Source organism: Telluria sp. AC161 (genome assembly GCF_979258535.1).
This window is the reverse complement of record NZ_OZ409861.1, coordinates 3,016,049-3,041,923: the sequence shown is the minus strand read 5'-3', so window position 1 is coordinate 3,041,923 and position 25,875 is coordinate 3,016,049. Positions and strand designations below refer to the sequence as shown.

Below are 25,875 nucleotides of genomic sequence, written 5' to 3'. Positions count from 1 at the left end.
ACACTGAAAGAAGACGATGAAATTAGTTGGTCTGGTAGGTTGGCGCGGCATGGTTGGCTCGGTCCTGATGCAGCGCATGCAGGAAGAGGGCGATTTCGACCACATCGAGCCGGTGTTCTTCACGACGTCGAATCCGGGCGGCGCCGCGCCGGCGATGGCGAAGAATGAAACCACCCTGAAGAGCGCGAGCGACATCGCCGAGCTCTCCAAATGCGAGATCATCATTTCCTGCCAGGGCGGCGACTACACGAGCGAAGTGTTCCCGCAACTGCGCGCGGCCGGCTGGAACGGCTACTGGATCGACGCCGCGTCCACGCTGCGCATGAACGATGACGCGGTCATCGTGCTCGACCCGGTCAACCGCGCCGTGATCGACGCCGCGCTGTCGCGTGGCGTGAAGAACTACATCGGCGGCAACTGCACCGTGTCGTGCATGCTGATCGGTCTGGGCGGCCTGTTCGAGGCAGGCCTGGTCGAGTGGATGACGTCGATGACCTACCAGGCGGCATCGGGCGGCGGCGCGCAGCACATGCGCGAACTGCTCACGCAGTTCGGCACGATCAACAGCGCAATCAAGCCACTGCTGGACAACCCGGCATCGGCCATTCTGGAAATCGACCGCACCGTGCTGGCCACCCAGCATGGTCTCTCAAGCGACGAAACGAAGCAGTTTGGCGTGCCCCTGGCCGGCAACCTGATCCCGTGGATCGACAAGGATCTGGGCAACGGCCAGTCGAAAGAAGAGTGGAAGGCCGGCGCAGAGACCAACAAGATCCTCGGTCGCGGCGCAGGCTTCGAGACCAAGCCGATTCCCGTCGATGGCCTGTGCGTGCGCATCGGCGCGATGCGCTGCCACTCGCAGGCACTGACGATCAAGCTGACCCGCGACGTGCCGCTGGACGAAATCAGCGACATCATCGCCTCGCACAACGCGTGGACGAAGGTTGTGCCGAACAACCGCGAAGCATCGATGCGCGACCTGTCGCCGGCCGCCGTCACGGGTGGGCTGACCATCCCGGTGGGCCGCCTGCGCAAGATGTCGATGGGTGACGATTACCTGTCGGCGTTCACGGTCGGCGACCAGCTGCTGTGGGGCGCGGCCGAGCCGCTGCGCCGCATGCTGCGCATCGTGCTGGAGCGTTAAGCCCCTGCGCTGTTGCAATACCTTGGGCCGGCTGCCTCGCAGCCGGCCTGTTATTTCCAGTTTGTCATCGCCGGTTGCATTCCTTGCAACTACCATGTCTGGTGGTTATCGAACCCCGTAAAGGCATGTCTCGCAGGCCACAAAACACCTCGTTCCCCCTGCTGTAAACGTGCGCATCGCTTGCGTGCCCTAGAGCATGATGTTATGTTGAGACTCCGGGAAACCGTCTTTCCCTCGGCCAACTTACTCGCTGCTCACTATGCATTTTTCGGAACAATCTCAGCTCATGGCACCTGCGTTGAAAACCCTCACTGCGGCGATTGCCAGTGCAGTGTTCGTCACTTCCGCCGCCAGCGCGGCCGGGCTTGGAAAATTGACCGTGTTGTCGGCACTTGGCCAGCCACTGCGCGCCGAGATCGAACTGACGACCAGTGCGGGCGAAGACCCGGCCAGCATGGCCGTCAAGCTGGCCACGCCCGAAGCCTTCCGCAGTGCAAACATCGACTTCAATCCGGCGCTGCTGTCGCTGCGTTTCGCCGTCGAGCAGCGCGGTGGCCGCCAGATCATCCGGGTCAATTCCAGCCAGCCGCTGAACGAACCGTTCGTCGACATGCTGCTCGAGCTGACTTGGAATAACGGACGCCTGGTGCGCGAGTACACGTTCCTGCTCGATCCGGCCGAACTGCGCACGACGCAGCCGGCGCAGGTGGCCAGCACGCCGGCGCCGCGCACAACGTCGCAGCCGGCCGTTGCGGCGTCGGCCGCTGCCGCTGCTGCTGCTGCACCGGGCGCCGACGCGGCCGAGCGGGCCCGCATCGCCGCCGCGCGCGAAGGCGCCCAGCGCCAGGCCGCGCAGCGCGATGCGGCGGCGGCCGAGAGCACTTACCGCGTGCGTCGCGGCGATACGCTCAGTGGCATCGCGACCCGCGTGAAGCCGGCCGAGATCTCGCTCGACATGATGCTCGTGGCGCTGTACCGCGCCAATCCCGAGGCCTTCATCGGCAACAACATGAACCGCCTGAAGTCGGGCCAGATCCTGAGCGTGCCCGATAGCGACGCGCTGCGTGGCGGCGCGAGCCAGAGCGAAGCGCGCGGCGTGGTCGTGGCGCATGCGGCGGACTTCGACGCCTACCGCAACAAGCTTGCCGGGCAGGTCGCCGCCAGCACCCCGGCCAGCGCGCCGCAGGGCGGGCAGAGCGCAACCGGACGCGTGACTGCCCGCGTCGAAGAACAACCGACCGCCGCCAACGAGGCGCAGGACAAGCTGCGCCTGTCGAAGGCCACGGCAGGCGCCGCCGGCACGCCGCAGACCGGCACCGCCAGCGTCGAAGACACGCTGGCCAAGCAGCGCGAACTCGAACAGGCCGAGGCCCGCGTCAAGGAACTTGAAAAGAACGTCGGCGAACTGGAAAACCTGATGACGGTGCCGAGCCGCGCGGGCGCCGAAGCCGAGCAGGCCGCCGCCGCAGCGCCCGTCGTGGCGACGCCGGCCAAGCCGGTCACGCATCCGCGCCTGAAAAAGCCGGTGCCGGCGCCGGAGCCAGAAAAAGGCCTGGTCGACACGCTGCTGGACAATATGCTCTACATCGCCGCAGCGCTGCTGGTACTGCTCTTGATCCTGTTCGGCATCGCGCAGCGCCGCAAGCGCAATGCTGCGCCGGTAAAGCCCGTGCCGACCGAACCGTCGGTGCTGGGCGCACCGGGCGCCAGCGCCCAGTCGCTGTTCGCCGAGAGCGGTGGCCAGAGCGTCGACACCAACAACAGCGTCTTCAATTCGAGCTTCGCGCCATCGGCCAGCCAGCTCGATACGAATGAAGTCGATCCGGTCGCCGAAGCCGACGTGTACATCGCCTACGGGCGCGACGCGCAGGCCGAGGAAATCCTGAAGGAAGCGCTGCGCACGCATCCCGACCGTCATCCGGTGCGTCTAAAGCTGCTCGAAATCTACGCCACGCGCAAGGATGCCCGCGCGTTCGAACTGCAGGCGCGCGAGCTGCATGCACTCACGAACGGCCAGGGCGACGACTGGGCACACGCTGCGGCGCTGGGCCTGGGGATCGATCCGCAAAACCCGCTGTACGCGAACGCCGCGCCAGCCCCGGCGCACACGCCGTCGGCGCAGGAACGCAGCCAGCAGGCCATCCTGTCGCAGCAGTACCAGGATGCGCTGCGTGCTGACGAGCCGGCGGCGGGCACCGACAGCAGTGCAGGCGCCATCGCCGGCGCGGCCGCTGCCGGCGCCGTCGCCGGTGCGTCTGCGCTCTCGCTGTCGAAGGACGATGCGGACCGCACCGCGGCGCCGCAAGCCGAACCGGTGGCCGCGCCACGCAGCGACGACAACACGCTCGACTTCGACCTTGGCGGGCTGACGTTCGAGCCGGTGACCGACGCCGAACGCGCGGAGCCTACGCCGGCGCCTGCAAGCCGGCCAGACCCGAATGCGACGGCCGTGCCGGACCTCGACTTCGACATGCTGCCGCCGGCAGCGGCGGCAGGCAAGCCCGAATCCACGCTGTCGACCGACGTCAATGATCTCGAATTCGACATGGACTTCGATGCGCCGCCTGCCGGACAGCCGGTCCAGTCTACTGCAGCCACTCCGGCCGATGCGCGTGATGACTTCTCGCTTGACCTGACGCCACAGCCGCAAGTGCAGGCGACCCCGGTCGACATGGCGGGTCTGGCCAAGGACTTCGACGGTTTGCCGTCGCTGCCGGCCAGCCCGGCGCAATCGGCGGACGCCACTGCGGCGCCGAGCGATCCGCTGTTCGACCTTGACTCGATGGACTTTGGCGCACCGGTCACACCGGCCACGCCAGCACCCGTGAACGATCCGCTGCCTGCCGTGCGTGCTTCCTCGAACACGAATGTGTCTGAAGATCCGCTGTTCGATCTGGACGCGATGGACTTTGGTGTGCCGGCCGAGCCACGTGCATCGGGCGGCGCCGAACCGAAAGACTTCGCGGCACGTCAGGACGATCCGTTCGACATGTTCGATTTGCCGGATACCCCGGCACCCGTGCCGGCGCCCGAAGAATTGTCTGCGCCCCCGGTCAATGATGTACCGACGTTGCAGCGCAACTCGCTCGACACGCTCGACTTCGATCTGGATCTGCCGGCATCGGCGACGGCCGATGCGCCGACGCCAGCGGCGTTCGATGCTGACCCGGTCGACGACATGGCTGCAGCGCCGGCGCCGCTCTCGCCCGAGCACATGGAAATGGAAACCAAGCTCGATCTGGCCGTGGCCTACCAGGAGATCGGCGACAAGGAAGGCGCGCGCGAACTGCTCGATGAAGTCATCAAGGGCGGCAGCACCGAGCAGGTTGGCCGTGCCAGCGCGATGCGAGAGCTGCTGGCGTGACGCGGATTGTTCTGGGTGTCCAGTACATCGGCACCGGTTGGAACGGCTACCAAAAACAGCCGGAGCGCAATACGGTCCAGGACCGTCTTGAAATGGCGCTCGAGAAGTTCGCCTGCACGCCGCTGGCCACCACGTGTGCCGGCCGTACCGACACCGGCGTGCACGCGATCGAGCAGGTGGTCCATTTCGACACGGATCTGGTGCGCCCGACGCAAGCCTGGGTGCGCGGCGTGAATACCTTCCTGCCCGATTCCATCGTCGTGCGCTGGGCGAAAGAGGTGCCGCTGGGCGAAGACGGGCTGGAATTCCATGCCCGCTTTTCGGCCCGCTCGCGTACCTATCACTACGTGCTGTACAACCATCCGACGCCATCGGCGCTGCTGTCGAACCGCGCCGGCTGGATGTTCCGGCCGCTCGATGTCGAGCGCATGATCGACGCCGCCCGCCACCTGATCGGCACGCACGACTTTTCGGCGTTTCGCGCGTCGAGCTGTCAGGCCAAGACCCCGGTCAAGGACATGCACGAAGTGCGCATCGAGCGCCATGGCGACATCATCGTCTTCACGCTGCGCGCCAGCGCATTTCTGCATCACATGGTGCGCAATATCGTCGGCTCGCTCGTGTATGTCGGGCTGGGGCGGCAAGAGCCGGACTGGATGCACGAGGTGCTCGAGAGCCGCTCGCGCGACGTGGCCGCGCCAACCTTCATGCCCGACGGCCTGTATTTCGCGAAGATCGAGTACGATCCAAGCTGGAAGCTGCCGCAGGAGGCGGTCGCGCCTCTGCCCTGGCTGTAAGGAAGCATATGCAACGCACCCGTATCAAAATCTGCGGTATCACCCGCGAAGAAGACCTGAGCGCCGCTGTTGGCGTGGGCGCCGATGCTTTGGGCTTCGTGTTCTATCCGAAGAGCCCACGCTACGTGACGCCAGAGCGCGCCGGCGCCCTGTGCGCCGGCTTGCCGCCGTTTGTCAGCGGCGTCGCGCTGTTCGTCAATCCGACGCTCGCCGAGGTGCAGGAAGTCGCGGCGGCGATGCCACTCGCGCTGATCCAGTTCCATGGCGATGAGACGGTCGAGCAGTGCGCAGCGATTGCGGCGGCCGTCCAGCGCCCGTTCATGCGCGCGTTTCGGGTCAAGCCTGACACGATCCCTGGCACGCTGCTAGAATGTGAGCTTGCATACCGCACCGCCAGTCCATGGTTTTCAAGCCTTCTGCTTGACACCTACGTAGACGCTTATGGCGGCGCAGGAAAGGTCTTCGATTGGTCTCTCATCCCAAAAGAGCTCGCGCCTCGGGTCGTTTTGAGTGGTGGCTTGAACGTACACAACACCACTGACGGTGTCGTACGCGTTCGGCCTTTTGCCGTCGACATCAGCAGTGGTGTCGAAGCCGCAAAAGGTATCAAGGACGCCCGCAAGATGGCCGCGTTTGTCGCGGCCGTGCGGGCAGCCGATGCCACCATTCATAGCGAGACATACCATGCAGAACACCCCCTTCAAGGCAGCGCCTAACGCCGCCCCGCTGTTCAAGACCCCTGATTACGCCCTGCCAAACGCGCAGGGCCACTTCGGCCCCTACGGCGGCTCGTTCGTCGCCGAGACGCTGACCCACGCGCTGGCCGAGCTGAGCGAAGCCTACGCAAAGTATGCGCAAGACCCCGAGTTTCTCGAAGAGTACCGCTACGAGCTGGCCCACTTCGTCGGCCGCCCATCGCCCGTGTACCACGCGCGGCGCTGGTCCGAGATGGCCGGCGGCGCGCAGGTATACCTGAAGCGCGAAGACCTGAACCACACCGGTGCGCACAAGATCAACAACGTGATCGGCCAGGCGCTGCTGGCGCGGCGCATGGGCAAGCCACGCATCATCGCCGAAACCGGCGCCGGCCAGCACGGCGTGGCCACCGCCACCATCTGCGCGCGCTTCGGCCTGGAATGCGTGATCTACATGGGCAGCGAAGACGTCAAGCGCCAGGCCCAGAACGTGTACCGCATGAAGCTCCTGGGCGCGACCGTAGTGCCGGTGGAATCGGGCTCCAAAACGCTCAAGGATGCGCTGAACGAAGCGATGCGCGACTGGGTCACGAACATCGAAAACACGTTCTACATCATCGGCACCGTGGCCGGCCCGCACCCGTATCCGATGATGGTGCGCGACTTCCAGGCGGTGATCGGCGAAGAGTGCCGCGTGCAGATGCCTGCGATGACGGGTCGCCAGCCCGACTACGTCGTCGCCTGCATCGGTGGCGGCTCGAACGCGATGGGCATCTTCTATCCGTATATCGGCGAGCCTGGCGTCAAGCTGGTGGGCGTCGAAGCGGCGGGGGAGGGCCTGGACTCGGGCAAGCACTCCGCCTCGCTGACCTCCGGCCTGCCAGGTGTGTTGCACGGTAACCGCACCTATCTGCTGCAGGACGAGAACGGGCAGATCATCGAGACGCATTCGGTGTCGGCGGGCCTGGATTATCCGGGCGTCGGGCCGGAGCACGCGTGGCTGAAGGACACGCTGCGCGCCGAGTACGTGTCGATCACGGACGATGAAGCGCTGCAGGCGTTCCACGATTGCTGCCGCATCGAGGGCATCATTCCGGCGCTGGAATCGTCGCACGCGATCGCGTATGCGGTGAAGCTGGCGGCAACGCTGCCGAAGGACCAGATCATCCTGGTCAACCTGTCGGGCCGCGGCGACAAGGACATGCACACGGTGGCGCAGCGGATGGGGCTTGATTTCGGCTGATGCCGGCGTCAATCTTTCCATCGTGCCCCGGTCAGCCGGGGCAGTCGCCTTTTCCGATTCTCAGAGGAACCCAGCATGTCCCGCATCGCACAGACTTTTACCGCACTTAAAGCGGACAACAAGACCGCGCTCGTTACCTTCATCACGGCAGGTGATCCCGGCCCCGAACTGACCGTCCCGCTGATGCACGCACTGGTGGAGGGCGGCGCCAACGTCCTCGAACTGGGCGTGCCGTTTTCGGACCCGATGGCCGAAGGCCCGGTCATCCAGCGCGCCTGCGAGCGTGCATTGAAATTCAATGTCGGCCTGAAAGACGTGTTTGGCTTCGTGCGCGAATTTCGCAAGAACGACCCCGACACGCCGGTTGTCCTGATGGGCTACGCCAACCCGATCGAGCGCATCGGCCAGACCGAATTCATCCGCTGCGCAAAAGAGGCGGGTGCTGACGGCGCCATCGTCGTCGACTACCCGCCCGAAGAATGCGCCGCGTTCGCGACCGAGATGCGCGACAACGGCCTGGACCTGATCTTCCTGCTCGCGCCAACGTCGACCACGGAGCGCGTCAAGCAAGTGGCCCAGTATGGTGGCGGCTTCAGCTACTACGTCTCGCTGAAAGGCGTGACGGGCGCCGGCACCATCGACACCGCTGACGTCGCCCGCCGCGTGGCCGCGATCCGCGAGCACGTCAAACTGCCGATCGGCGTGGGCTTCGGCATCCGCGACGGCGCCACGGCGAGAGCCGTCGCCGAAGTAGCCGACGCCGTCGTGATCGGCAGCCGCATCATCCAGGAAATCGAAAACAGCCCACCAGACCAGGCCGTCGACGCCGTCCGCGCCTTCACCACCACCATCCGCACCGCCCTCGACGCGCGCTAATCCGCCACCGTCATTTCAATTAGGGTCAGAGTCGAATTATTGAGCAATTTCTTCGGAAAATGTTGTCACTTAATTCGACACTGCCCCTCATTGCGATTGCCTCCAAGCTCTTGCAATCCAATTAGGGTCAGAGTCGAATTGTTTGACAACTTTTCGTGATTGTCCGGTAAATCTTTTCAATGTCCGGTTCCGATGGTTATGGCCGCTGGATTTTTGACAGGCGTATTGCCAAATCTCTCCTGCTAGTTGCGCCAGCTTAAAGCTTTTTCATTTTTCCTCAGTAAATTGATCTCTCCGTAGCGCAATCTGAGGGAGTGTCCAATGAAAAAGCGTGTCAAGCATATTGCAGTTGCTCAATTTGGGAAAATGTTGGCAGCAATTTATTTCGTTATCTCGCTACCCGTCTTGGCGATCGTTCTCCTTGCCTTCCTGACGGGCTTGGATATGCCGTCCATAGGTGTCGGTGTAGTCCTTATGGTGGCCGTTGCGTATATCGTCATCGGGTACCTGTCCGGAATGCTCAGCGCCTGGATATACAACGTCGTCGCTGCCCGCCTCGGTGGTATTGAATACACGGTCAACGAAATCGCGTCGCCAGCAAAATAATCGCCAACATTGCCGCGTAAATAAATTAGGGTCAGAGTCGAATTGTTTGACAACTTTGAGGAATTGCCCAATAAGTCTACTCTGACCCTAATTGTTGAGAAATTGATTATTTAGCTCATCAGCTTGACTCTGTCCCTCATTTTGCTTCGGAGATCAAACTCGGCGTTCATTCAGCCGAGGATCGGTGCTATTTATTGGGAAATTGTCGAAAGTTGTCAAACAATTCGACTCTGACCCTCATTGTTTGGTGGTGGTCGCCGTGGGCGCAGGGTGCTGGCGGCGTGTGATGTTTTGTTGGCAATATTGGTGGCTTGCTACGATTCGACAAGCTGCCTCCGAGCGGCTACACTACGCCCCACTGTAAGATTTGCCGCAAAGGAGAGAATATGAGTTGGTTGGAAAAACTGCTGCCCCCTCGGATCCAGCGCTCCGATGCCGCTAACCGCAAGACCATGCCCGAGGGCCTCTGGGTCAAGTGTCCGTCGTGCGAGTCGGTGCTGTACCGGGCGGATATCGAGTCCAACCTGCACGTGTGCCCGAAGTGCTCGCATCACATGCGGATCCGCGCCCGTGCGCGTCTGGATGCGCTGCTCGATGAGGGCGGTCGCTACGACATTGGCCAGGAGACGTTGCCAGTCGATACCCTGAAGTTCAAGGACAGCAAGAAGTATCCGGACCGTCTCAAGGCTGCGATGGAAGCCACCGGCGAGACCGATGCGCTGATCGTCCAGGGTGGCTCGATCATGAGCTTGCCGGTCGTCGTGGCCTGCTTCGAATTCGAATTCATGGGTGGCTCGATGGGCTCGGTGGTCGGTGAGCGTTTCGTGCGTGGCGCGCAAGTCGCGCTGGAGCAGAAGGTGCCGTTCATTTGCATCACTGCCACTGGCGGCGCGCGCATGCAAGAGGGTTTGCTGTCGCTGATGCAGATGGCCAAGACCACGGCGATGCTGACCAAGCTGTCCGAAAAGAAGCTGCCGTTCATCAGCGTGCTGACCGATCCGACGATGGGCGGTGTCTCGGCCTCGTTCGCCTTCATGGGCGACGTCGTCATCGCCGAGCCGAAGGCCCTGATCGGCTTTGCCGGCCCGCGCGTCATCGAGAACACGGTGCGTGAGAAATTGCCGGAAGGCTTCCAGCGCGCCGAGTTCCTGGTCCAGAAGGGCGCTGTCGACATGATCGTCGACCGCCGCAAGATGCGCGAAGAAATTGCGCGCCTGCTGGCCCTGCTGCAAAACCAGGCGACTGAAGTCCTGGCCTGATCGATTCACAGGCCGCCGCGAGGGCAACCCGCGAGCATGATCGCCAGAGGCGACCGGCGCGGGCATGCCAGACGGCGGCCCCTGCGGTCGCCTTTTATATTCCCCGCACCGCCCGCCGATTTCCTCTTTTCTGAGCCCCATGTCCCCACTTCCGACTACCTTGCCCGACTGGCTGGCGCTGCTCGAATCGCGCCATGCCGAAACCCATATCGACATGGGCCTGGACCGCGTCCGCGCCGTCAAGGAGCGCCTGCAGCTCGCGTTCTCGTGTCCCGTGATCATGGTGGCCGGCACCAACGGCAAGGGCTCGACCTGCGCAATGCTCGAGTCGGTGTTGCTGCAGTCCGGTTACCGCGTCGGCCTCTACATCAAGCCGCACTTTCTCGACTTTAACGAGCGCGCCCGCATCAATGGCGAGATGGCCTCCGATGACGTTCTCATCGCCGCCTTCAACGCCGTGGAAGCCGCGCGCGGGGACACGGACCTCACGTACTTCGAATTCACCACGCTCGCCATCGCGCACCTTCTGTCGACGCGCGAGATCGACGTTGCCATCCTCGAAGTCGGTCTGGGCGGGCGACTCGATGCCGTCAACGTGATCGATGCCGACGTGTCGATCGTCACCAGCATCGACATCGACCACACGGCCTATCTGGGCGACACGCGCGAGAAAATCGGCTTCGAAAAAGCCGGCATCTTCCGCGCCGGAAAAACTGCGATCTGCAGCGACCCGGTGCCGCCCCAGTCGCTGATCGACCACGCGACCAGCATCGGCGCCGACCTGTGGCTGCTCGGCCGCGACTTCAACTACCAGGGCGACCAGCAGCAGTGGAGCTTTGCCGGCCGCACTGGCCGCCGCAATTCGCTGGCCTATCCGGCCTTGCGCGGCGCCAACCAGTTGCTCAATGCGTCCGCAGCGCTGGCCGCCCTCGAGGCGCTGCGCATGACCTTGCCGTGCGGCGCCCAGGAAACCCGCGCGGGCCTGGCGTTGGTCGAGCTGCCGGGGCGCTTCCAGGTGCTGGCCGGCCGCCCGACCCAGGTGCTGGACGTGGCCCACAATCCGCACGCCGCCGCGACGCTCGCACAGAACCTCGGCAATATGGGCTTTCACCGATTCACGTACGCGGTGTTCGGCATCATGGACGACAAGGACATCGACGCCGTCATCGCGCCAATGGCCTCGGTGATCGATCACTGGTGCGTCACGCGCCTCGATTCGCCGCGCTCGGCCGATCCTGTGGCGCTGGCCGAGAAGATCGCCCAGTTGAAGCCAGCAGGCGCGAAGGCGGGCGATTTTTCAGTGACTGTCTTCGATTCGCCCGCCGACGCTTACGCGAATGCGCTGAGCCGGGTTGAGGAGAATGATAGAATTGTGGTCTTTGGTTCGTTCTACACGGTTGCCGGCGTGATGGCGGCCCGTAAATCCTCACTACACTGATACCTCAATCGCATGGGCTTGTTCTCGTTCGGCACTAAAAACAAGCAAGAAACTGTTCGCGACAGCGGTCACTTCGTCAAGGACGACGAGGCCGCCTACACCGAGCGCGCACGCTCCAAGCGCGCCAGCTCGGCCGGTGAGGGCGGTCGCCGCTCCAGCCGTGGCGATCCGATCCTGCCCGAGAAAAAACGCGCGCGCCGCCGCCTGGTCGGCGCCATTGCGCTGGTCCTGGCCGCCGTCGTGGCCCTGCCGATGCTGCTCGATTCCGAGCCCAAGCCGCTGGCCACCGACATCGCGATCCACATCCCGGACAAGGACAAGGCTGCGCCGCTGCCGGTGCCGTCCGAGCAGGTCGCGCCAACCGCCAGCGTCGACAGCGACGAAGAGATCATCGATCCGGTCCCGGCGCCGCCGGCCGGCACGCGCACGCCGCCGGTCGCGGTGGCCGCAGCGCCAACCGCCAGCGAGGTGCCACCGATGCGCATGCTCGAGCCAGCCAAGCCAGTCGAGACCGTCAAGCCAGTCGAAACTGTCAAGCCGAAGCCTGAAACCAAGCCAAAGGCAGAACCCGAAGCCAAGCCGGTGACCAAGCCTGAACCCGTCAAGGCCGAGCGCAAGCCCGAGCCCGAGAAAAAGCCAGAGCCCGAGAAAAAGCCGGTCAAGGTCGCCGAGAAAGCCGCCGAGTCGCATCCGAAAGCCGAGCACGTCACCAAGCCGGCCCGTCCGGACGACGCTGCCCGCGCCATCGCGATCCTCGAAGACAAGCCGGCCGACAAGCCCGAGCCGAAAACGGTCAAGGCCGAAGGCCCGGCACCGCGCTTCGTGGTGCAGGTTGCCGCGCTGGCCAGCCAGGAAAAAGTCACCGAGTTGCAAAGCCGCCTGCGCGCTGCCGGCGTGGCATCGTTCACCCAGAAGTCTGGCGAACTCATCCGCGTGCGGGTCGGCCCGTTCAGCAAGGAAGAAGCAGAGAAAGTGCGCGCCAAACTGAGCGGCATCGGTCTGTCCGGCTCGATGGTGCCACTCTGATCCTTGCCGCCGCGTGACGATGTTCGATTACCTGGTGCTGTTCGTGCTGATCGCCTCCGTCGTGATCAGCACGCTGCGCGGCCTGGTGAAGGAAATCCTGTCGCTGGTGGGCTGGGTGGTCGCCTTCGTGGTGGCCAATGTCTACGGCGCCCAGCTCGCACCCTTGTTGCCCGAGGTCATTCCGGGCGGGTCCGCGCGCCTGATGGCGGCCTTCATCGTGCTGTTCCTGGGCGTACGAATCCTGATGGGCCTGCTGTCGATGGCGATCGGTGCGGTGGTTGCTGCCACCGGCCTGTCGCTGGCGGACCGGGGCCTGGGCGGCCTGTTCGGCCTGGCGCGGGGTATTGTGATCGTGCTGGCCGGCGTCATATTGTGCGGGATGACGGCAATTCCGCAGCAGGCATTCTGGCGCGAGGCGCTGTTGTCACCCATTGCCGAGACCGGCGCGCGTACCGTCAAACCATTCTTGCCAGCTGCCTTCGCGGAGCATATTAATTACTGAATCCGTATTACCAGACCCGTATTCGCTGTATTCGCAGTTTTCTGTCATTTTGCACCCAAGCTTTTAGGAGCACCTCATGTGTGGCATCGTCGGCGTCGTTTCGCAGTCTCCCGTCAACCAGCTTCTGTACGATGCATTGCTGCTCCTGCAGCACCGCGGCCAGGACGCTGCGGGCATTGCGACCAATCACAGCAGCATGTTCTCGATGTTCAAGGCCAACGGCCTGGTACGTGACGTTTTCCGTACCCGGAACATGCGTTCGCTGCAGGGCAACACCGGAATCGGCCACTGCCGCTATCCGACCGCAGGTTCGTCGAGCGAAGAAGAGGCGCAACCGTTCTACGTCAACGCGCCATTCGGCATCACGCTCGCGCACAACGGCAACCTGACCAATCAGGCCCAGCTCAGGGATGAGCTCTTCCGCAACGACCGCCGCCACATCAACACCGACTCCGATTCCGAGGTGCTGCTCAACGTGCTGGCCCACGAAATCCAGGAAGCCGCCGATGGCTTCTCGCTCGACGCCGACGCGATCTTCAAGGCGGTTGCTGTTGTGCACCGCCGCGTGCGTGGCGCCTACGCTGTCGTTGCGCAGATCGCCGGCCATGGCATGCTGGCCTTCCGCGATCCGTTCGGCATCCGTCCGCTGTGCCTGGGCGTGAATGAAACCGAAAACGGCAACGAATACCTGGTGGCCAGCGAGTCGGTTGCCCTCGAGGGCCTGGGCTTCCGCTTCATGCGCGACATTGCGCCGGGCGAAGCGGTCTTCATTACCAACGATGGCAAGCTGTCCGAGCGCCAGTGCGCCGAGAACCCGTCGCTGAACCCGTGCGCGTTCGAATTCGTCTACCTGGCCCGTCCGGACTCGGTGATCGACGGCGCCTCGGTCTACGCCACGCGCCTGCGCATGGGTGAATACCTGGCCGACAAGGTGCTCAGTGAAATCCCGGTCGAAGACATCGACGTCGTCATGCCGATTCCCGATTCGTCGCGTCCGGCTGCCATCCAGCTGGCGTTGAAACTGGGCGTCGAATACCGTGAAGGCTTCATCAAGAACCGCTACATCGGCCGCACCTTCATCATGCCGGGCCAGGGCATGCGCAAGAAGTCGGTACGCCAGAAGCTCAACGCGATCATTTCCGAATTCAAGGACAAGAACGTGCTGCTGGTCGACGACTCGATCGTGCGCGGCACGACCAGCCGCGAGATCGTGCAGATGGCCCGTGAAGCCGGCGCGCGCAAGGTGTACTTCGCCTCGGCCGCGCCACCGGTGCTGTACCCGAACGTGTACGGCATCGACATGCCGACCCGCGACGAGCTGATCGCGTACGGCCGCACGACCGAAGAAGTCTGCCGCGAGATCACGGCCGATCGCGTGATCTACCAGGACATCGACGCCCTCAAGCGTTCGATTTCGGACGTTAATCCGGCACTGAAGAACTTCGAGGCATCGTGCTTCGACGGCATCTACGTGACGGGCGACGTGACCCCGGAATACCTCGATCGCCAGGAAACCGCGCGTCACAATCCTGCTGCCAAGGATGAAGACCAGGTCCGCACCCAACTGAATCTGAACCCTGCCGTTCCAGCCGAGTAAGCATGAGCGAGAAAAAGACCTACGGCTTTACCACGACGATCCTGCACAACGACCGGCACAAGCCGATCGAGCACGGTTCGCTGCACAAGCCGATCCACACGTCGGTCGCGTTCGGCTACACGGATGCGCGTCAGCTGGCCTCCGTGTTCCAGGGCAAGGAGCCGGGCTTCCGTTATGGTCGCCAGGGCAATCCCACCATCAGCGCGCTTGAGGACAAGGTCAGCAAGATGGAAGATGGCGTCGCCACGCTGTGCTTCGGCACCGGCATGGCAGCCATCGGCGCGCTGTTCCAGGCGCTGCTCAAAGCAGGCGACGCCATCGTTTCTTCGAGCTTCCTGTTTGGCAATACCAACAGCCTGTGGCAGACGGTGGCGGGGCAGGGCGTCGATGTTGCCTTTGTCGATCCCACCGACGTGGCGCAAGTCGAAGCGGCCCTGACACCGAACACGCGCATGGTGTTTGTCGAGACGATCGCCAATCCGCGCACGCAAGTGGCGGACCTGGCCCGCATCGGCGAGCTGTGCCGTGAGCGGGGCATCCTGTACGTGGTCGACAACACGATGACGTCGCCATGGCTGTTCCGCCCGAAAAGCGTGGGCGCCGGGCTCGTGGTCAATTCGCTGACCAAGTCGATTGGCGGCCATGGCATCGCGCTGGGCGGCGCGCTGACCGATACCGGCCTGTTCGACTGGAGCGCGTATCCGAACATCGCACCGAACTTCCGCAAGCAGCCGGCGCACGCCCAGGGCATGGCGCAGCTGCGCGCGAAAGCGCTGCGCGACTTCGGCGCGTCGCTCGGGCCGGAAGCGGCGCATCACATCGCTGTTGGCGCCGAGACGCTGGCGCTGCGCATGACCCGTACCTGCGCCAATGCACTGGCGCTGGCCACAATGCTCGAGGCGGACGAGCGTGTGGCAAAGGTCCACTACCCGGGCCTGGTGTCGCATCCACAGCACGGTATCGTCACGTCGCTGTTCCGCGCTGGCGGTTCGCTGCTCAGCTTTGAGCTGCACGAGTCCATCGATCCGTTCGATTACCTCAACCGCCTGCAGCTGGCGATTCCTGCCTCGAACCTGGGTGATAACCGCACGCTGGTCATCCCGGTGGCGCACACGATCTTCTTCGAGATGGGCGCCGAGCGCCGCGCCAGCATGGGCATTGCCGAGTCGCTGATTCGTGTGTCGGTGGGCATCGAGGATACCGATGACCTGGTCGAGGACTTCCGCCAGGCGCTGGACGCGTAAGGCGGCGTTACCGCGTGGCGTAACCGCGCGGCGTTACCGCGTGGCGTTACCGCGCGGCGTAAAGCCATGCAAAGAAGGCCGGCGCGATGCCGGCCTTGTCATTTTTACGGTTGAGTCCCGCTGTAAAAGGGGGCTATGATGCCCCATCGTCAGCTTGTCATTTTCTTCGGATGCCCATGAAACGTTTCCTGCTCTGCCTTTCTCTGACTATTGCCAGCACCGCCTATGCGGGCGAGCTGGAAGACGCCAATGCGCTGTTCGAAAAAAAGGATTACGCGGGCGCGCTCAAGCTGTACACCAAGCTGGCCAATGCCGGCAATCCGCAGGCGCAGCAGCAACTGGGCCAGATGTACTGGTATGGCGAAGCGGGCACCGTCGACGAAGCGGCGGCCAGGGCATTGTTCGAGAAGTCGGCAGCCAAGGGCAACAAGGTCGCGGCCGAATCGCTGGTCGTCATGCAGCAGCGCGTGACCAAACGCGCCGAGATCGATTACTGGATCAAGGGCTACGACGGCGCCGAGCTGCAGTCGGGCGAATACCGTTGCCCGTCACCGCGCATTCCGGCCGTGTCGAAGGTGAATGACGAGATCGATCGGGTCAACAAGCTGGTGACTGGCTGGCAGGATTGCTACAACAAGATGGTGACGAATTTGAACGCGCAGTCGCCGCTGACGAAGAAGATTCCGGCCGATATCGCCAAGCTGATGAACAAGCAGGAGGCGGACGCCTCGGCAGCCTACCTGGAACAGGTGCGGCAGAATATCGCGGAAGGCGCGAAGGTCAATTCAAAGATGATCCTGGCGGATTTTGCCGCGTGGCGCAATGCCACCGAGGCATTCATCAACCAGCACAATGCGGTGGTGAAGAAGGCGTCGAACTGAGAGGGGTAGGCAGGACAGGGCAGCGTAAAGCAGGCGCCGGCCGGGGAGGCCGGCGCCGTGACATCAGTTCCAGCTACGCATCAAGCCGACAGCCAGGCCTTCGAGCGCGAACTCTTCGTCCGGCGAGACGGCAATGATGTCGAAGTCAGGGTTCTCCGGCAGCAGTTCGACCAGATCGCCCGTCTTGCGATAGCGCTTGACCGTGACTTCGTCGCCCAGGCGCGCAACGACGATCTGCCCGTTCTTGGCGCTGTCGATTTTCTTGACCGCCAAAAAGTCGCCATCCATGATGCCAGCATCGCGCATCGACCAGCCTTTGACCTTCAGCAGAAAATCGGGCCGCGCCGCGAACATGGCCGCGTCGACGTTGTAGGTGGCTTCGACGTGCTCTTGCGCGAGGATTGGATTACCCGCCGCGACGCGCCCGACCAGCGGCAGCGACATGAACGATGGTGGCGGCATCGGGATCGCCTCGACGCTCGCGCCGATCAGGCGGATGCCGCGCGACGTGCCGGGCGAAATTTCGATGGCGCCCTTGCGCGCCAGTGCTTGCAGATGTTCTTCAGCCGCATTGGCCGAGCGGAAACCCAATTCAGAAGCGATTTCAGCCCGGGTTGGGGGGAAACCGGTGTTCTCGATCGCTTCCTTGATCAGGTTCAGGATCTGTTCTTGCCGTGCAGTGAGCTTTAGCATAAATGTGTTACAGCAACCGGTTATGTATGTAACCTGTATTTTTGTACAGTATTCTCGCGCGCGCAAGGGGAAACGCAAAAAATATCGCGAAAATCGCGATTCAGAGTGCAAACAGCCGTCAAAACCCTGGAATTGTCGAGTCAGATATGCCAAATGCGAGGTCAATCGAGGCGATAACGCATCATCGGGGGTTTCCAAGTCACCGATATTCAGGTTATAATTGCCGGCTTTCCCTTCCCACACTCGTCTTGACGCCGAGGTGGGCATTTGTTAAACGTCCTCAAGGAGTAATGCATGCGTCATTATGAAATCGTTTTTATCGTCCATCCGGACCAGAGCGAACAAGTCCCGGCGATGATCGAGCGTTACAAGACCACGGTGACCAGCCGCGGCGGTAACATCCATCGCGTTGAAGACTGGGGCCGCCGCCAGATGGCGTACCAGATCCAGAAGCTGCCAAAAGCACACTACATCTGCCTGAACATCGAATGCGACAACGAGACCCTGGTCGAGCTGGAAACTGCATTCAAGTTCAATGATGCGGTTCTGCGTCACCTGACCGTCAAGCTGAAAAAAGCTGAAACCGCACCGTCGCCGATGATGAAATCGGTGCAGCGCGAAGACGCAGCCAAGAGCCACCGTGCCGAAGCCGCTGCGCCAGCAGCCGCTCCAGCCGCTGCGCCAGCGCCTGCTGCTGCTTAAGTTTTTCCCAGTTATTCGTAGTAACCAGTAACACCGGGTGCATAACGCAAACCACCTCCAGCTCATGGCGACCATCGCCGAGCGCGACGTACTGCGTTACACCCCGGCCGGTGTGCCAATCGTTTCAGCCGTCCTGATGCACGAATCGCAGCAGGAAGAGGCCGGAGTCGAAAGGTCGGTCGCGTTCGAAGTCCCCGCGTTCGCCGCGGGCGAGATTTCGGGCAGGTTTGCCAGCGCCGAATTGGGCGCCAGCTACAGGTTCAACGGATTTCTTGCACGGAAAAATCGCAACAGCAAAGCCCTGGTGTTTCACATCATTGATTTCAGTGCCGCTTAACCCGGCAATTTAGATACAGGAGCCTCAAATGGCATTCGGTAAAAAGTTCGACAAAAACAAAGCGAAACTCAAAGAGAAGCGCAAACAGCAAAACCCGCTGTTCAAGCGCAAGAAATTCTGCCGCTTCACCGCCGCTGGCGTTGAGCAGGTGGACTACAAGGACGTCGACACCCTGAAGGACTTCGTCCAGGAAAACGGCAAGATCATGCCAGCACGTCTGACCGGCACCAAGGCGCACTACCAGCGTCAGGTCGACACCGCGATCAAGCGCGCACGCTACCTTGCGCTGCTGCCGTACACCGACCTGCACCACGGTTAATCGTCGGTCACGACAGTCAGACATCTGGAGATCACTATGCAAATCATTCTGTTGGAAAAAGTAGTCAACGTCGGCAACCTGGGCGACGTCGTCAAGGTCAAGGACGGTTACGCACGTAACTTCCTGATCCCACAAAAAATGGCCCGCCGCGCTACCGCCGGCGCCGTCGCCGAGTTCGAAGCCAAGCGCGCTGAACTGGAAAAAGCAGCAGCTGAAAAGCTGTCGGCTGCCCAGGCTGAAGGCGACAAGCTGAGCGGCATGACCGTCACCATCGGCCAGAAGGCCGGCGTTGATGGCCGTCTGTTCGGTTCGGTCACCAACTTCGACATCGCCGAAGCGCTGACCAAGCAAGGTTTCGCTGTCGAGAAGTCGCAAGTGCGCCTGCCGACCGGCCCTTTGAAAACCACCGGCGAATTCCCGGTTGCAGTCGCTCTGCACACCGACGTCGTGTCGGAAATCACCGTCGCTGTTGTGGGCGAAGCTGCCTAAGCACACGCTGTACATGTGCTGAGCACGCAGTTCTGAAAAAGCCGGGTTCGCCCGGCTTTTTTGCTTTTCGGCTTTCCAACCATGTCAGTCACAGGACTGGAAAAGGTATAATCCCGCCCATGAACGCAGCATCTCCAGATCCGCAACTCGACGCCCTGCGCATCCCCCCGCACTCCATCGAAGCCGAGCAATCCGTCATTGGCGGCCTGCTGCGCGATAACGCCGCGTGGGACCGTATCGCCGACTTCATGAATGCGGAAGACTTCTACCGCTACGACCACCGCATCATCTTCGAACAGATGGTGCGCCTGATCAACGGCGGCAAACCCGCCGACGTGATCACTGTCTACGAGGCCTGCAACCAGCTCGGCAAGGCCGATGACGTGGGCGGCCTGCAGTACCTGAACGCGATGGCGCAGAACACGCCGTCCGCCGCGAATATCCGGCGCTACGCCGAGATCGTGCGCGACCGCGGCATCCTGCGCAAGCTGATCACGGTGGCCGATGAAATCTCGGGCAATGCGTTCAACCCGCAGGGCAAGGAAGTCAAGCAGATGCTCGACGAAGCCGAGTCCAAGATCTTTGCGATTGCCGAATCCGGCTCGCGCGGCCAGCAGGGCTGGAATCCGATCCAGCCGCTGCTCACGCAGGTCGTCGAGCGCATCGACGAGCTCTACAGCCGCGAAAACCAGGGCGAAATCACCGGCGTGCCAACCGGCTTCATCGACCTCGACCGCATGACGTCGGGTCTGCAGCCGGGCGACCTCGTCATCGTTGCCGGCCGTCCGTCGATGGGCAAGACGGCGTTCTCGGTCAATATTGGCGAGAACGTTGCCATTGAAGCGGGTCTGCCGGTCGCGATCTTCTCGATGGAGATGGGTGGCACCCAGCTGGCGATGCGTATGCTGGGTTCGGTCGGCCAGCTCGACCAGCACCGCCTGCGTACGGGGCGCCTGAACGACGAGGACTGGCCGCGCCTGACGCACGCCATCCAGAAGATGAACGATGCCCAGCTGTACATCGACGAAACGCCGGCGCTGAACCCGATCGAGATGCGCGCACGCGCGCGGCGCCTGGCGCGCCAGTGCGGCAAGCTCGGCCTGATCATCGTCGACTACCTGCAGCTGATGCAAGGTAGCCAGCCGGGCGACAACCGCACCGCCGAAATCTCGGAAATTTCACGTTCGCTCAAGGGCCTGGCCAAAGAGCTGCAGTGCCCGGTGGTGGCCCTGTCGCAGCTGAACCGCTCGCTGGAACAACGGCCGAACAAGCGCCCCGTGATGTCCGACTTGCGCGAATCCGGCGCAATCGAGCAGGATGCCGACGTTATCATCTTCCTGTACCGCGACGAGGTCTACAATCCCGATTCGCCCGACAAGGGCACGGCCGAAATCATTATCGGCAAGCAGCGTAACGGCCCGATTGGCGCCATCCGTCTGACCTGGATCGGTCAGTACACCAAGTTCGGCAATTACAGCGGTAACCTGTCTGTGTATCAGGGTGACTAAATAACCATTTGTAGTAACACCAAGGCGGCCATTGATGTTTTAATGGCCGCCTTTACGCGTGGCCGCATTGTCGGCGCGACCGCGTAATCCCAGAGAGTCAATACGGAGAATCTATGTTTGGACGTTTCATGCCCACCGAGGGCAAGTTTTTCGATCTTTTCAATCAGCACGCCGCCTTGTGCGTCAAAGGGGCGCAGGAAATGGTCAGCCTGATGACCAATTTCGACGACCTCGAAACCCGCACCCATGCGATCGAGACGATCGAAAAGCAGGCTGACAAGATCACCTATGCCACGGTGGACCTGCTGCACAAGAGTTTCATCACGCCGATCGACCGCGACGACATCCACAAGCTGATCACGCGCATGGACGACATCCTGGACATGATGGAAGACGCGGCCCAGACGATTTCGCTGTACGACCTGCAGGCCGTGACGCCGGAAGCCAAACGCCTGGCCGAGCTGTGCCTGGCCTGCTGCCTGAAGGTGCAGGAAGCCGTCTCGCTGCTGCACAATATGGACAATGCCGCCAAGATGGTCGCGCTGTGCGAAGAGATCGACCGCCTGGAATCGGATGCCGACCACGTGATGCGCGCGGCGATGTCCAAGCTGTTCCGCGACGAGCCGGACGTGCGCAACCTGATCAAGATGAAGGCCATCTACGAGATTCTCGAGACCGTCACCGATCGCTGCGAAGACGTGGCCAACATCATCGAAGGCATCATCGTCGAGAACGCGTAAGCGTCGCGGCCTGCATAACCATGGATAATCTCAACATCAGCATCTACGTGCTGGGAATGCTCGTGCTCCTGGCACTGGTATTCGACTTCATGAACGGTTTTCACGATTCGGCAAACTCGATTGCCACCGTGGTCTCGACCGGGGTCCTGAAACCCCAGCACGCCGTCGCAATGGCGGCATTCTTCAACTTCATCGCGATCTTCGTGGTCAACATGAAGGTCGCCCAAACCATCGGCAAGGGCACGATCGACCCGCACGTGGTCGACCATTACGTGATCTTCGGCGCCCTGGTCGGGGCGATCTCGTGGAACGTCATCACCTGGTACTACGGCATTCCCTCGTCGTCGTCACACGCGCTGATCGGCGGCCTGGTGGGCGCGGCCGTGGCGAAAGCGGGCACCGGCTCGCTGATCTCGGGTGGCCTCATCAAGACCGTGGCGTTCATCGTCGTCGCACCACTGCTGGGCTTTGTACTGGGCTCGATCATCATGCTGATGGTGGCCTGGATCTTCGTGAAGTCCACGCCCAGAAAGGTCGATAACCTGTTCCGCAAGCTGCAACTGGTGTCGGCCGCGGCGTATTCGCTGGGCCACGGCGGCAACGACGCGCAAAAGACGATGGGCATCATCTGGATGCTCCTGATCGCCGCCGGTTATACCAGCGCGACGGCCGAGTATCCACCGGCCTGGGTGATCATCTCGTGCTACGCGGCGATCGCGTTCGGCACGCTGTTCGGCGGCTGGCGCATCGTCAAGACCATGGGCCAGAAGATCACCAAGCTCAAGCCGGTCGGCGGTTTCTGCGCCGAGACCGGTGGTGCGGTCACGCTGCTGCTGTCGAGCGCGTTCGGCATTCCGGTGTCGACGACGCACACGATCACCGGCGCCATCGTCGGCGTGGGCGCTGCGCGCAAGACTTCGGCCGTGCGCTGGGGCGTGGCCGGCAATATCGTGTGGGCATGGATCTTCACGATTCCCGCGTCGGCCTTCATGGCGGCGGTGGCCTGGTGGATCGGCACCAAGATCATGTAATCGTGGCTTGATCGCGATTGGAAACGGCGCCATTGGCGCCGTTTTCTTTTTAGTGCTGCGTCATCGCGCCCGTGCCGACGCTGGAATTTTTCATGTTCTCGCGCTCGACCTCGCTGACGGTGCCGGCGTTGTTGGCCGTCTGGCCTTTCTTGCGCGGCAGGTAGGTGCCAATCGGAGTGGTGCGTTCTTCGCGCACGCTCGCCGTCTTCGCGCCGTCAGGGGTGGGGCTGGTAGGGGCAGTGCTGGTGCAAGCGGCCAGCAACAGGGCGGCAGCGCACGAGGTGAGGAGTGATGTCAGCGGGAAGGGCATGGTAGCAGGCTCGGAAGAGTGGCTGTTCGGTATTGACAGCCGCACATCATTCTACGCCCGAACGAGCGCCCGCTATCCTGACAGAATTGACAGGTGAGCGTGCGCGTGACGTCGGCTAGCCGAGATCGACGGCGAGGCCTTCGTAAGCCAGCAGTACCTTCAGCTCGCCCAGGCAGCCGGCGTGGCGCGCCATCACGTCGGCAAACGCCGCCTCGAGTTCATCGTCGCTGCGGGTCGGTTCGTGGTGAGTGCAGTACAGCGTGCGCGCGCCAACCCGCAGCGCCATCGCGATGGCGCCGTCGAAGGTGCCATGACCCCAGCCCCGCTTGGAGGGGTATTCGTCGCGCGTGTACGAGCAATCGACGATCAGCGCGTCCACGCCCGCCATCACGGCGTCCATGCGGCGTTCGGCTTCGCGCATCTGCGTTTCGGCGACCGCGTGCTGGGGATGCCCGGCCGGATGCGGGTTGTACCAGGGTTCGTGGTCCCCCGTGAAAAACAGCGACTTGCCGTTGCAGTCGATGCGGTAGCCGAGGTTGGTGACCGGGTGGTTCGTCACCACGTTCGCGACCAGCGCATCGCCGAGCGCGAGTGGCGCATCGATCGTCAGCGTGCAGTACTCGATGGTGGCGCTCATGTCCGTTTCGCCGACCGGGAAATAGCTGTTTTGCAGCTGCACGCCCATCACGTGCTCGATGCCGCGGCCCGTTACCGGATCATGCGCACCGTGCAGGCGCACGCGGCTGCCCTTGACGAACAGTGGCGTGAAAAAGGGCAGGCCATGGATGTGATCCCAGTGGCTGTGCGTGATGAAGATATTGGCATGAACGGGCGGGCGGGCCAGCAGGTGCTGTGCCAGCGGGAACAGGCCGGTGCCGCCATCGAGCACGATCAGCGTGTCGTCATCGGTGCGCACTTCGATGCAGGTCGTGTTGCCGCCATAGCGCGCCGTGCGCGGCCCCGGGGACGGAATCGACCCGCGGACTCCCCAAAAACGAAATTTCATGATGCGTTTCCTGCCAGTGATCTCGGGACAATTCTATATAGCTTCGATCATAGCGGGTTTGTCATCCTTGGCGCACTGATGACCCCGAAATGCTGCTTCAAAAAAAACGCCCGCCGGTGAGGGCGGGCGTTCGGACACTGCGCCTGCACGAGGCAGGCGGCAAAACTTGTTACAGCACGTCGCTGGCGTGGTCGGCCAGGCGCGAGCGTTCGCCGCGTGCCAGCGTGACGTGGCCACCGTGGTTCCAGCCCTTGAAACGGTCGACCACATAGGTCAGGCCGCTCGAGCCTTCGGTGAGATACGGCGTGTCGATCTGCGCGATATTACCCAGGCACAGGATCTTGGTGCCAGGACCGGCGCGCGTGACCAGCGTCTTCATCTGCTTGGGCGTCAGGTTCTGCGCTTCGTCGATGATGAGGAACTTGTTGACGAAGGTGCGGCCGCGCATGAAGTTGAGCGACTTGATCTTGATGCGCGAGCGGATCAGGTCCTGCGTTGCCGCGCGGCCCCAGTCGCCGGCATCGCCGTCGGACTTCATCAGCACTTCGAGGTTGTCGTCGAATGCACCCATCCATGGCGACATTTTCTCTTCCTCGGTACCTGGCAGGAAACCGATGTCTTCACCGACCGGCACTGTCACGCGGGTGACGATGATCTCGTTGTAGAGCTTGGTTTCGAGCACTTGCGCCAGGCCGGCGGCCAGGGCCAGCAGGGTCTTGCCGGTACCGGCCTGACCCAGCAGCGTGACGAAGTCGCACTCCGGATTCATCAACAGGTTCAGTGCGAAGTTCTGCTCGCGGTTGCGCGCCGTGATGCCCCACACATTGTTCTTGTTGTGGCTATAGTCGCGCAGGGTTTGCAGCACGGCGGTCTTGCCGTCGATCTGCTTGACCTGGGCGTACAGCGGCGACTGGCCATCCTTCGGCTCCATATAGACGAACTGGTTCGCCAGGAGCGTCGGAATCAGCGGACCGGTGACGCGGTAATAGGTCGCCGAGTTGCCGTTCTTGTTTTCCTGCCACGATTCGACATCCTTGCCGTGCGTGTCCCAGAAGTTGTCCGGCAGCTGGACGATGCCCGAGTACAGCAGGTCGCTGTCTTCCAGCACGTGGTCGTTGAAGTAGTCTTCAGCCGGCAAGCCGATCGCGCGCGCCTTGATGCGCATATTGATGTCTTTCGACACCAGCACGATCGCGCGGCCCGCCTGCTGCTGCTCGAGTGCGCGCACGACGCCCAGGATCTGGTTGTCGGCTTTGCCTTCCGGCAGGCCTTCCGGCAGCGGCGCGCTCGTCAGACGGGTCTGGAACAAGAGGCGTCCCTTGGCATCCTTGTTGCCCAGCTTGGACAGCGGAATGCCGGACTCGATCGCGTCGTCGTCGACGTTGGCGATCAAGGCGTCAAGCGTGCGCGACACCTGGCGTGCATTGCGCGCCACTTCGGACATGCCCTTCTTGTGGTTGTCGAGTTCCTCGAGCGTCATCATCGGGAGATAGACGTCGTGTTCTTCGAAACGGAACAGCGAGCTTGGGTCATGCATCAGCACATTGGTATCGAGCACGAACACCTTGGTCAGGCCCGAACGGTCGGCCTTGCGGCTGGTGGACGACTTGACTGGCGCTTCCACGGGTTTCTGCTTGGTGGAATGCAGTTGCTCGGCATCCTGCTCGCGCAGCTTGGCCGAGATCGGGGCAACGTTCGGTGCCTGAGGTGCAGCTTTTGGTGCAGCTTCGGGAGCAGCCTGCGGCTTGACTTCGGCAACCGGCGCAGCACGCACGGGTGTTTGCGCGGCGGCGAGGGTGTCTTGCGCTTTGCGGCGTGCGCGCGACTTCGGCGTTGGCACGGCTTGGCCGCTGATCAGGTCATCGACTTCAGGATCTGGCTTGGCCAAGATCGAACGCACCGGCGAACGACCGGGTTCGGCCTTGGGATAATCTTTGACCAGCAGCATGGTTGCTGGTTCATTCGGTATTTTTGGCAGTGGCATCAGGTTCTCAATCTAAAAAAAGTCTGGAAGACCGTGCGCGCGCGGGCCACATGGCGCTGGCGCACGAGATGACGCGACTAAACA

Annotated in this window: 25 protein-coding genes; 21 read left to right on the top strand and 4 right to left on the bottom strand. The window is 62.6% G+C overall.

What is annotated here, in order from left to right; genetic code table 11:
• Positions 1–16 precede the first annotated feature (16 nt).
• The 14 genes from asd (at position 17) to ACZ0AJ_RS13575 (ending at position 16,672) form a co-directional block, all read left to right on the top strand.
• Positions 17–1,144: an aspartate-semialdehyde dehydrogenase gene (asd, locus tag ACZ0AJ_RS13640; protein ID WP_499455044.1), complete on the top strand. Its 1,128-nt coding sequence runs from the start codon at positions 17–19 to the stop codon at positions 1,142–1,144.
• A gap of 298 nt (positions 1,145–1,442) precedes the next feature.
• Positions 1,443–4,508: a motility hub landmark protein FimV gene (locus ACZ0AJ_RS13635; RefSeq protein WP_499455095.1), complete on the top strand. Its 3,066-nt coding sequence runs from the start codon at positions 1,443–1,445 to the stop codon at positions 4,506–4,508.
• Positions 4,505–5,305, top strand: a complete 801-nt coding sequence (truA, locus tag ACZ0AJ_RS13630; RefSeq protein WP_499455041.1) for a tRNA pseudouridine(38-40) synthase TruA — start codon at positions 4,505–4,507, stop codon at positions 5,303–5,305. The genes ACZ0AJ_RS13635 and truA overlap by 4 nt, the downstream gene beginning before the upstream one ends.
• An 8-nt stretch (positions 5,306–5,313) precedes the next feature.
• A complete protein-coding gene (locus ACZ0AJ_RS13625; RefSeq protein WP_499455040.1) occupies positions 5,314–6,021 on the top strand; it encodes a phosphoribosylanthranilate isomerase in 708 nt (235 codons plus the stop codon).
• Positions 5,990–7,243: a tryptophan synthase subunit beta gene (gene trpB, locus ACZ0AJ_RS13620; RefSeq protein WP_482899646.1), complete on the top strand. Its 1,254-nt coding sequence runs from the start codon at positions 5,990–5,992 to the stop codon at positions 7,241–7,243. The genes ACZ0AJ_RS13625 and trpB overlap by 32 nt, the downstream gene beginning before the upstream one ends.
• Before the next feature lie 75 nt (positions 7,244–7,318).
• On the top strand, positions 7,319–8,119 hold the full coding sequence (gene trpA, locus ACZ0AJ_RS13615) for a tryptophan synthase subunit alpha (RefSeq protein ID WP_499455039.1): 801 nt from the start codon (positions 7,319–7,321) through the stop codon (positions 8,117–8,119).
• A 321-nt stretch (positions 8,120–8,440) separates the two neighbouring features.
• Entirely contained in the window at positions 8,441–8,725 is a 285-nt protein-coding gene (locus ACZ0AJ_RS13610) for a hypothetical protein (protein ID WP_499455038.1), read from the top strand.
• A gap of 386 nt (positions 8,726–9,111) precedes the next feature.
• The gene (accD, locus tag ACZ0AJ_RS13605) at positions 9,112–9,984 is read left to right on the top strand and encodes an acetyl-CoA carboxylase, carboxyltransferase subunit beta (protein WP_332531550.1); all 873 of its coding nucleotides are present in this window, start codon (positions 9,112–9,114) and stop codon (positions 9,982–9,984) included.
• 139 nt (positions 9,985–10,123) lie between these two features.
• Positions 10,124–11,422 (top strand): bifunctional tetrahydrofolate synthase/dihydrofolate synthase, encoded by a 1,299-nt coding sequence (gene folC / locus ACZ0AJ_RS13600; RefSeq protein WP_499455037.1) that lies wholly within the window; start codon positions 10,124–10,126, stop codon positions 11,420–11,422.
• 12 nt (positions 11,423–11,434) lie between these two features.
• On the top strand, positions 11,435–12,448 hold the full coding sequence (locus ACZ0AJ_RS13595; protein WP_499455036.1) for an SPOR domain-containing protein: 1,014 nt from the start codon (positions 11,435–11,437) through the stop codon (positions 12,446–12,448).
• A 13-nt stretch (positions 12,449–12,461) separates the two neighbouring features.
• A complete protein-coding gene (locus ACZ0AJ_RS13590) occupies positions 12,462–12,950 on the top strand; it encodes a CvpA family protein (protein WP_183555520.1) in 489 nt (162 codons plus the stop codon).
• Positions 12,951–13,026: 76 nt separating this feature from the next.
• Entirely contained in the window at positions 13,027–14,547 is a 1,521-nt protein-coding gene (purF, locus tag ACZ0AJ_RS13585) for an amidophosphoribosyltransferase (RefSeq protein WP_183555519.1), read from the top strand.
• 2 nt (positions 14,548–14,549) lie between these two features.
• On the top strand, positions 14,550–15,791 hold the full coding sequence (locus tag ACZ0AJ_RS13580) for a cystathionine gamma-synthase family protein (RefSeq protein ID WP_499455035.1): 1,242 nt from the start codon (positions 14,550–14,552) through the stop codon (positions 15,789–15,791).
• Positions 15,792–15,967: 176 nt separating this feature from the next.
• Positions 15,968–16,672 carry a tetratricopeptide repeat protein gene (locus ACZ0AJ_RS13575; RefSeq protein ID WP_499455034.1) on the top strand — a complete coding sequence of 235 codons (705 nt, stop codon included), beginning with the start codon at positions 15,968–15,970 and terminating at the stop codon, positions 16,670–16,672.
• A gap of 63 nt (positions 16,673–16,735) precedes the next feature.
• Here ACZ0AJ_RS13575 and lexA read toward each other — a convergent pair whose 3' ends face one another.
• Positions 16,736–17,365 (bottom strand): transcriptional repressor LexA, encoded by a 630-nt coding sequence (lexA, locus tag ACZ0AJ_RS13570; RefSeq protein WP_183555517.1) that lies wholly within the window; start codon positions 17,363–17,365, stop codon positions 16,736–16,738.
• Between the two features lie 294 nt (positions 17,366–17,659).
• On the opposite strand from lexA, the gene rpsF reads away from it, so the two are divergent.
• The 7 genes from rpsF to ACZ0AJ_RS13535 all read left to right on the top strand — a co-directional run bounded on the left by rpsF (position 17,660) and on the right by ACZ0AJ_RS13535 (position 22,491).
• A complete protein-coding gene (rpsF, locus tag ACZ0AJ_RS13565) occupies positions 17,660–18,067 on the top strand; it encodes a 30S ribosomal protein S6 (RefSeq protein ID WP_183555516.1) in 408 nt (135 codons plus the stop codon).
• A 37-nt stretch (positions 18,068–18,104) separates the two neighbouring features.
• On the top strand, positions 18,105–18,404 hold the full coding sequence (priB, locus tag ACZ0AJ_RS13560) for a primosomal replication protein N (RefSeq protein WP_258835148.1): 300 nt from the start codon (positions 18,105–18,107) through the stop codon (positions 18,402–18,404).
• Between the two features lie 28 nt (positions 18,405–18,432).
• Positions 18,433–18,723 carry a 30S ribosomal protein S18 gene (gene rpsR / locus ACZ0AJ_RS13555; RefSeq protein WP_183555514.1) on the top strand — a complete coding sequence of 97 codons (291 nt, stop codon included), beginning with the start codon at positions 18,433–18,435 and terminating at the stop codon, positions 18,721–18,723.
• 36 nt (positions 18,724–18,759) lie between these two features.
• Complete coding sequence (gene rplI, locus ACZ0AJ_RS13550) at positions 18,760–19,212, top strand: 50S ribosomal protein L9 (protein WP_183555513.1); 453 nt, start codon at positions 18,760–18,762, stop codon at positions 19,210–19,212.
• Between the two features lie 119 nt (positions 19,213–19,331).
• Positions 19,332–20,720, top strand: coding sequence for a replicative DNA helicase (locus ACZ0AJ_RS13545; RefSeq protein WP_183555512.1), 1,389 nt, complete (start codon positions 19,332–19,334; stop codon positions 20,718–20,720).
• Positions 20,721–20,833: 113 nt separating this feature from the next.
• Positions 20,834–21,460, top strand: coding sequence for a DUF47 domain-containing protein (locus ACZ0AJ_RS13540; RefSeq protein WP_183555511.1), 627 nt, complete (start codon positions 20,834–20,836; stop codon positions 21,458–21,460).
• A 20-nt stretch (positions 21,461–21,480) separates the two neighbouring features.
• Positions 21,481–22,491 (top strand): inorganic phosphate transporter, encoded by a 1,011-nt coding sequence (locus ACZ0AJ_RS13535; protein ID WP_183555510.1) that lies wholly within the window; start codon positions 21,481–21,483, stop codon positions 22,489–22,491.
• Positions 22,492–22,540: 49 nt separating this feature from the next.
• On the opposite strand, the gene ACZ0AJ_RS13530 is transcribed toward ACZ0AJ_RS13535, so the two are convergent.
• The 3 genes from ACZ0AJ_RS13530 to ACZ0AJ_RS13520 form a co-directional block, all read right to left on the bottom strand.
• Positions 22,541–22,801, bottom strand: coding sequence for a hypothetical protein (locus ACZ0AJ_RS13530; RefSeq protein WP_499455031.1), 261 nt, complete (start codon positions 22,799–22,801; stop codon positions 22,541–22,543).
• A gap of 115 nt (positions 22,802–22,916) precedes the next feature.
• Complete coding sequence (locus ACZ0AJ_RS13525; RefSeq protein ID WP_499455030.1) at positions 22,917–23,807, bottom strand: MBL fold metallo-hydrolase; 891 nt, start codon at positions 23,805–23,807, stop codon at positions 22,917–22,919.
• Between the two features lie 169 nt (positions 23,808–23,976).
• A complete protein-coding gene (locus ACZ0AJ_RS13520) occupies positions 23,977–25,791 on the bottom strand; it encodes a PhoH family protein (protein ID WP_499455029.1) in 1,815 nt (604 codons plus the stop codon).
• Positions 25,792–25,875: the final 84 nt, after the last annotated feature.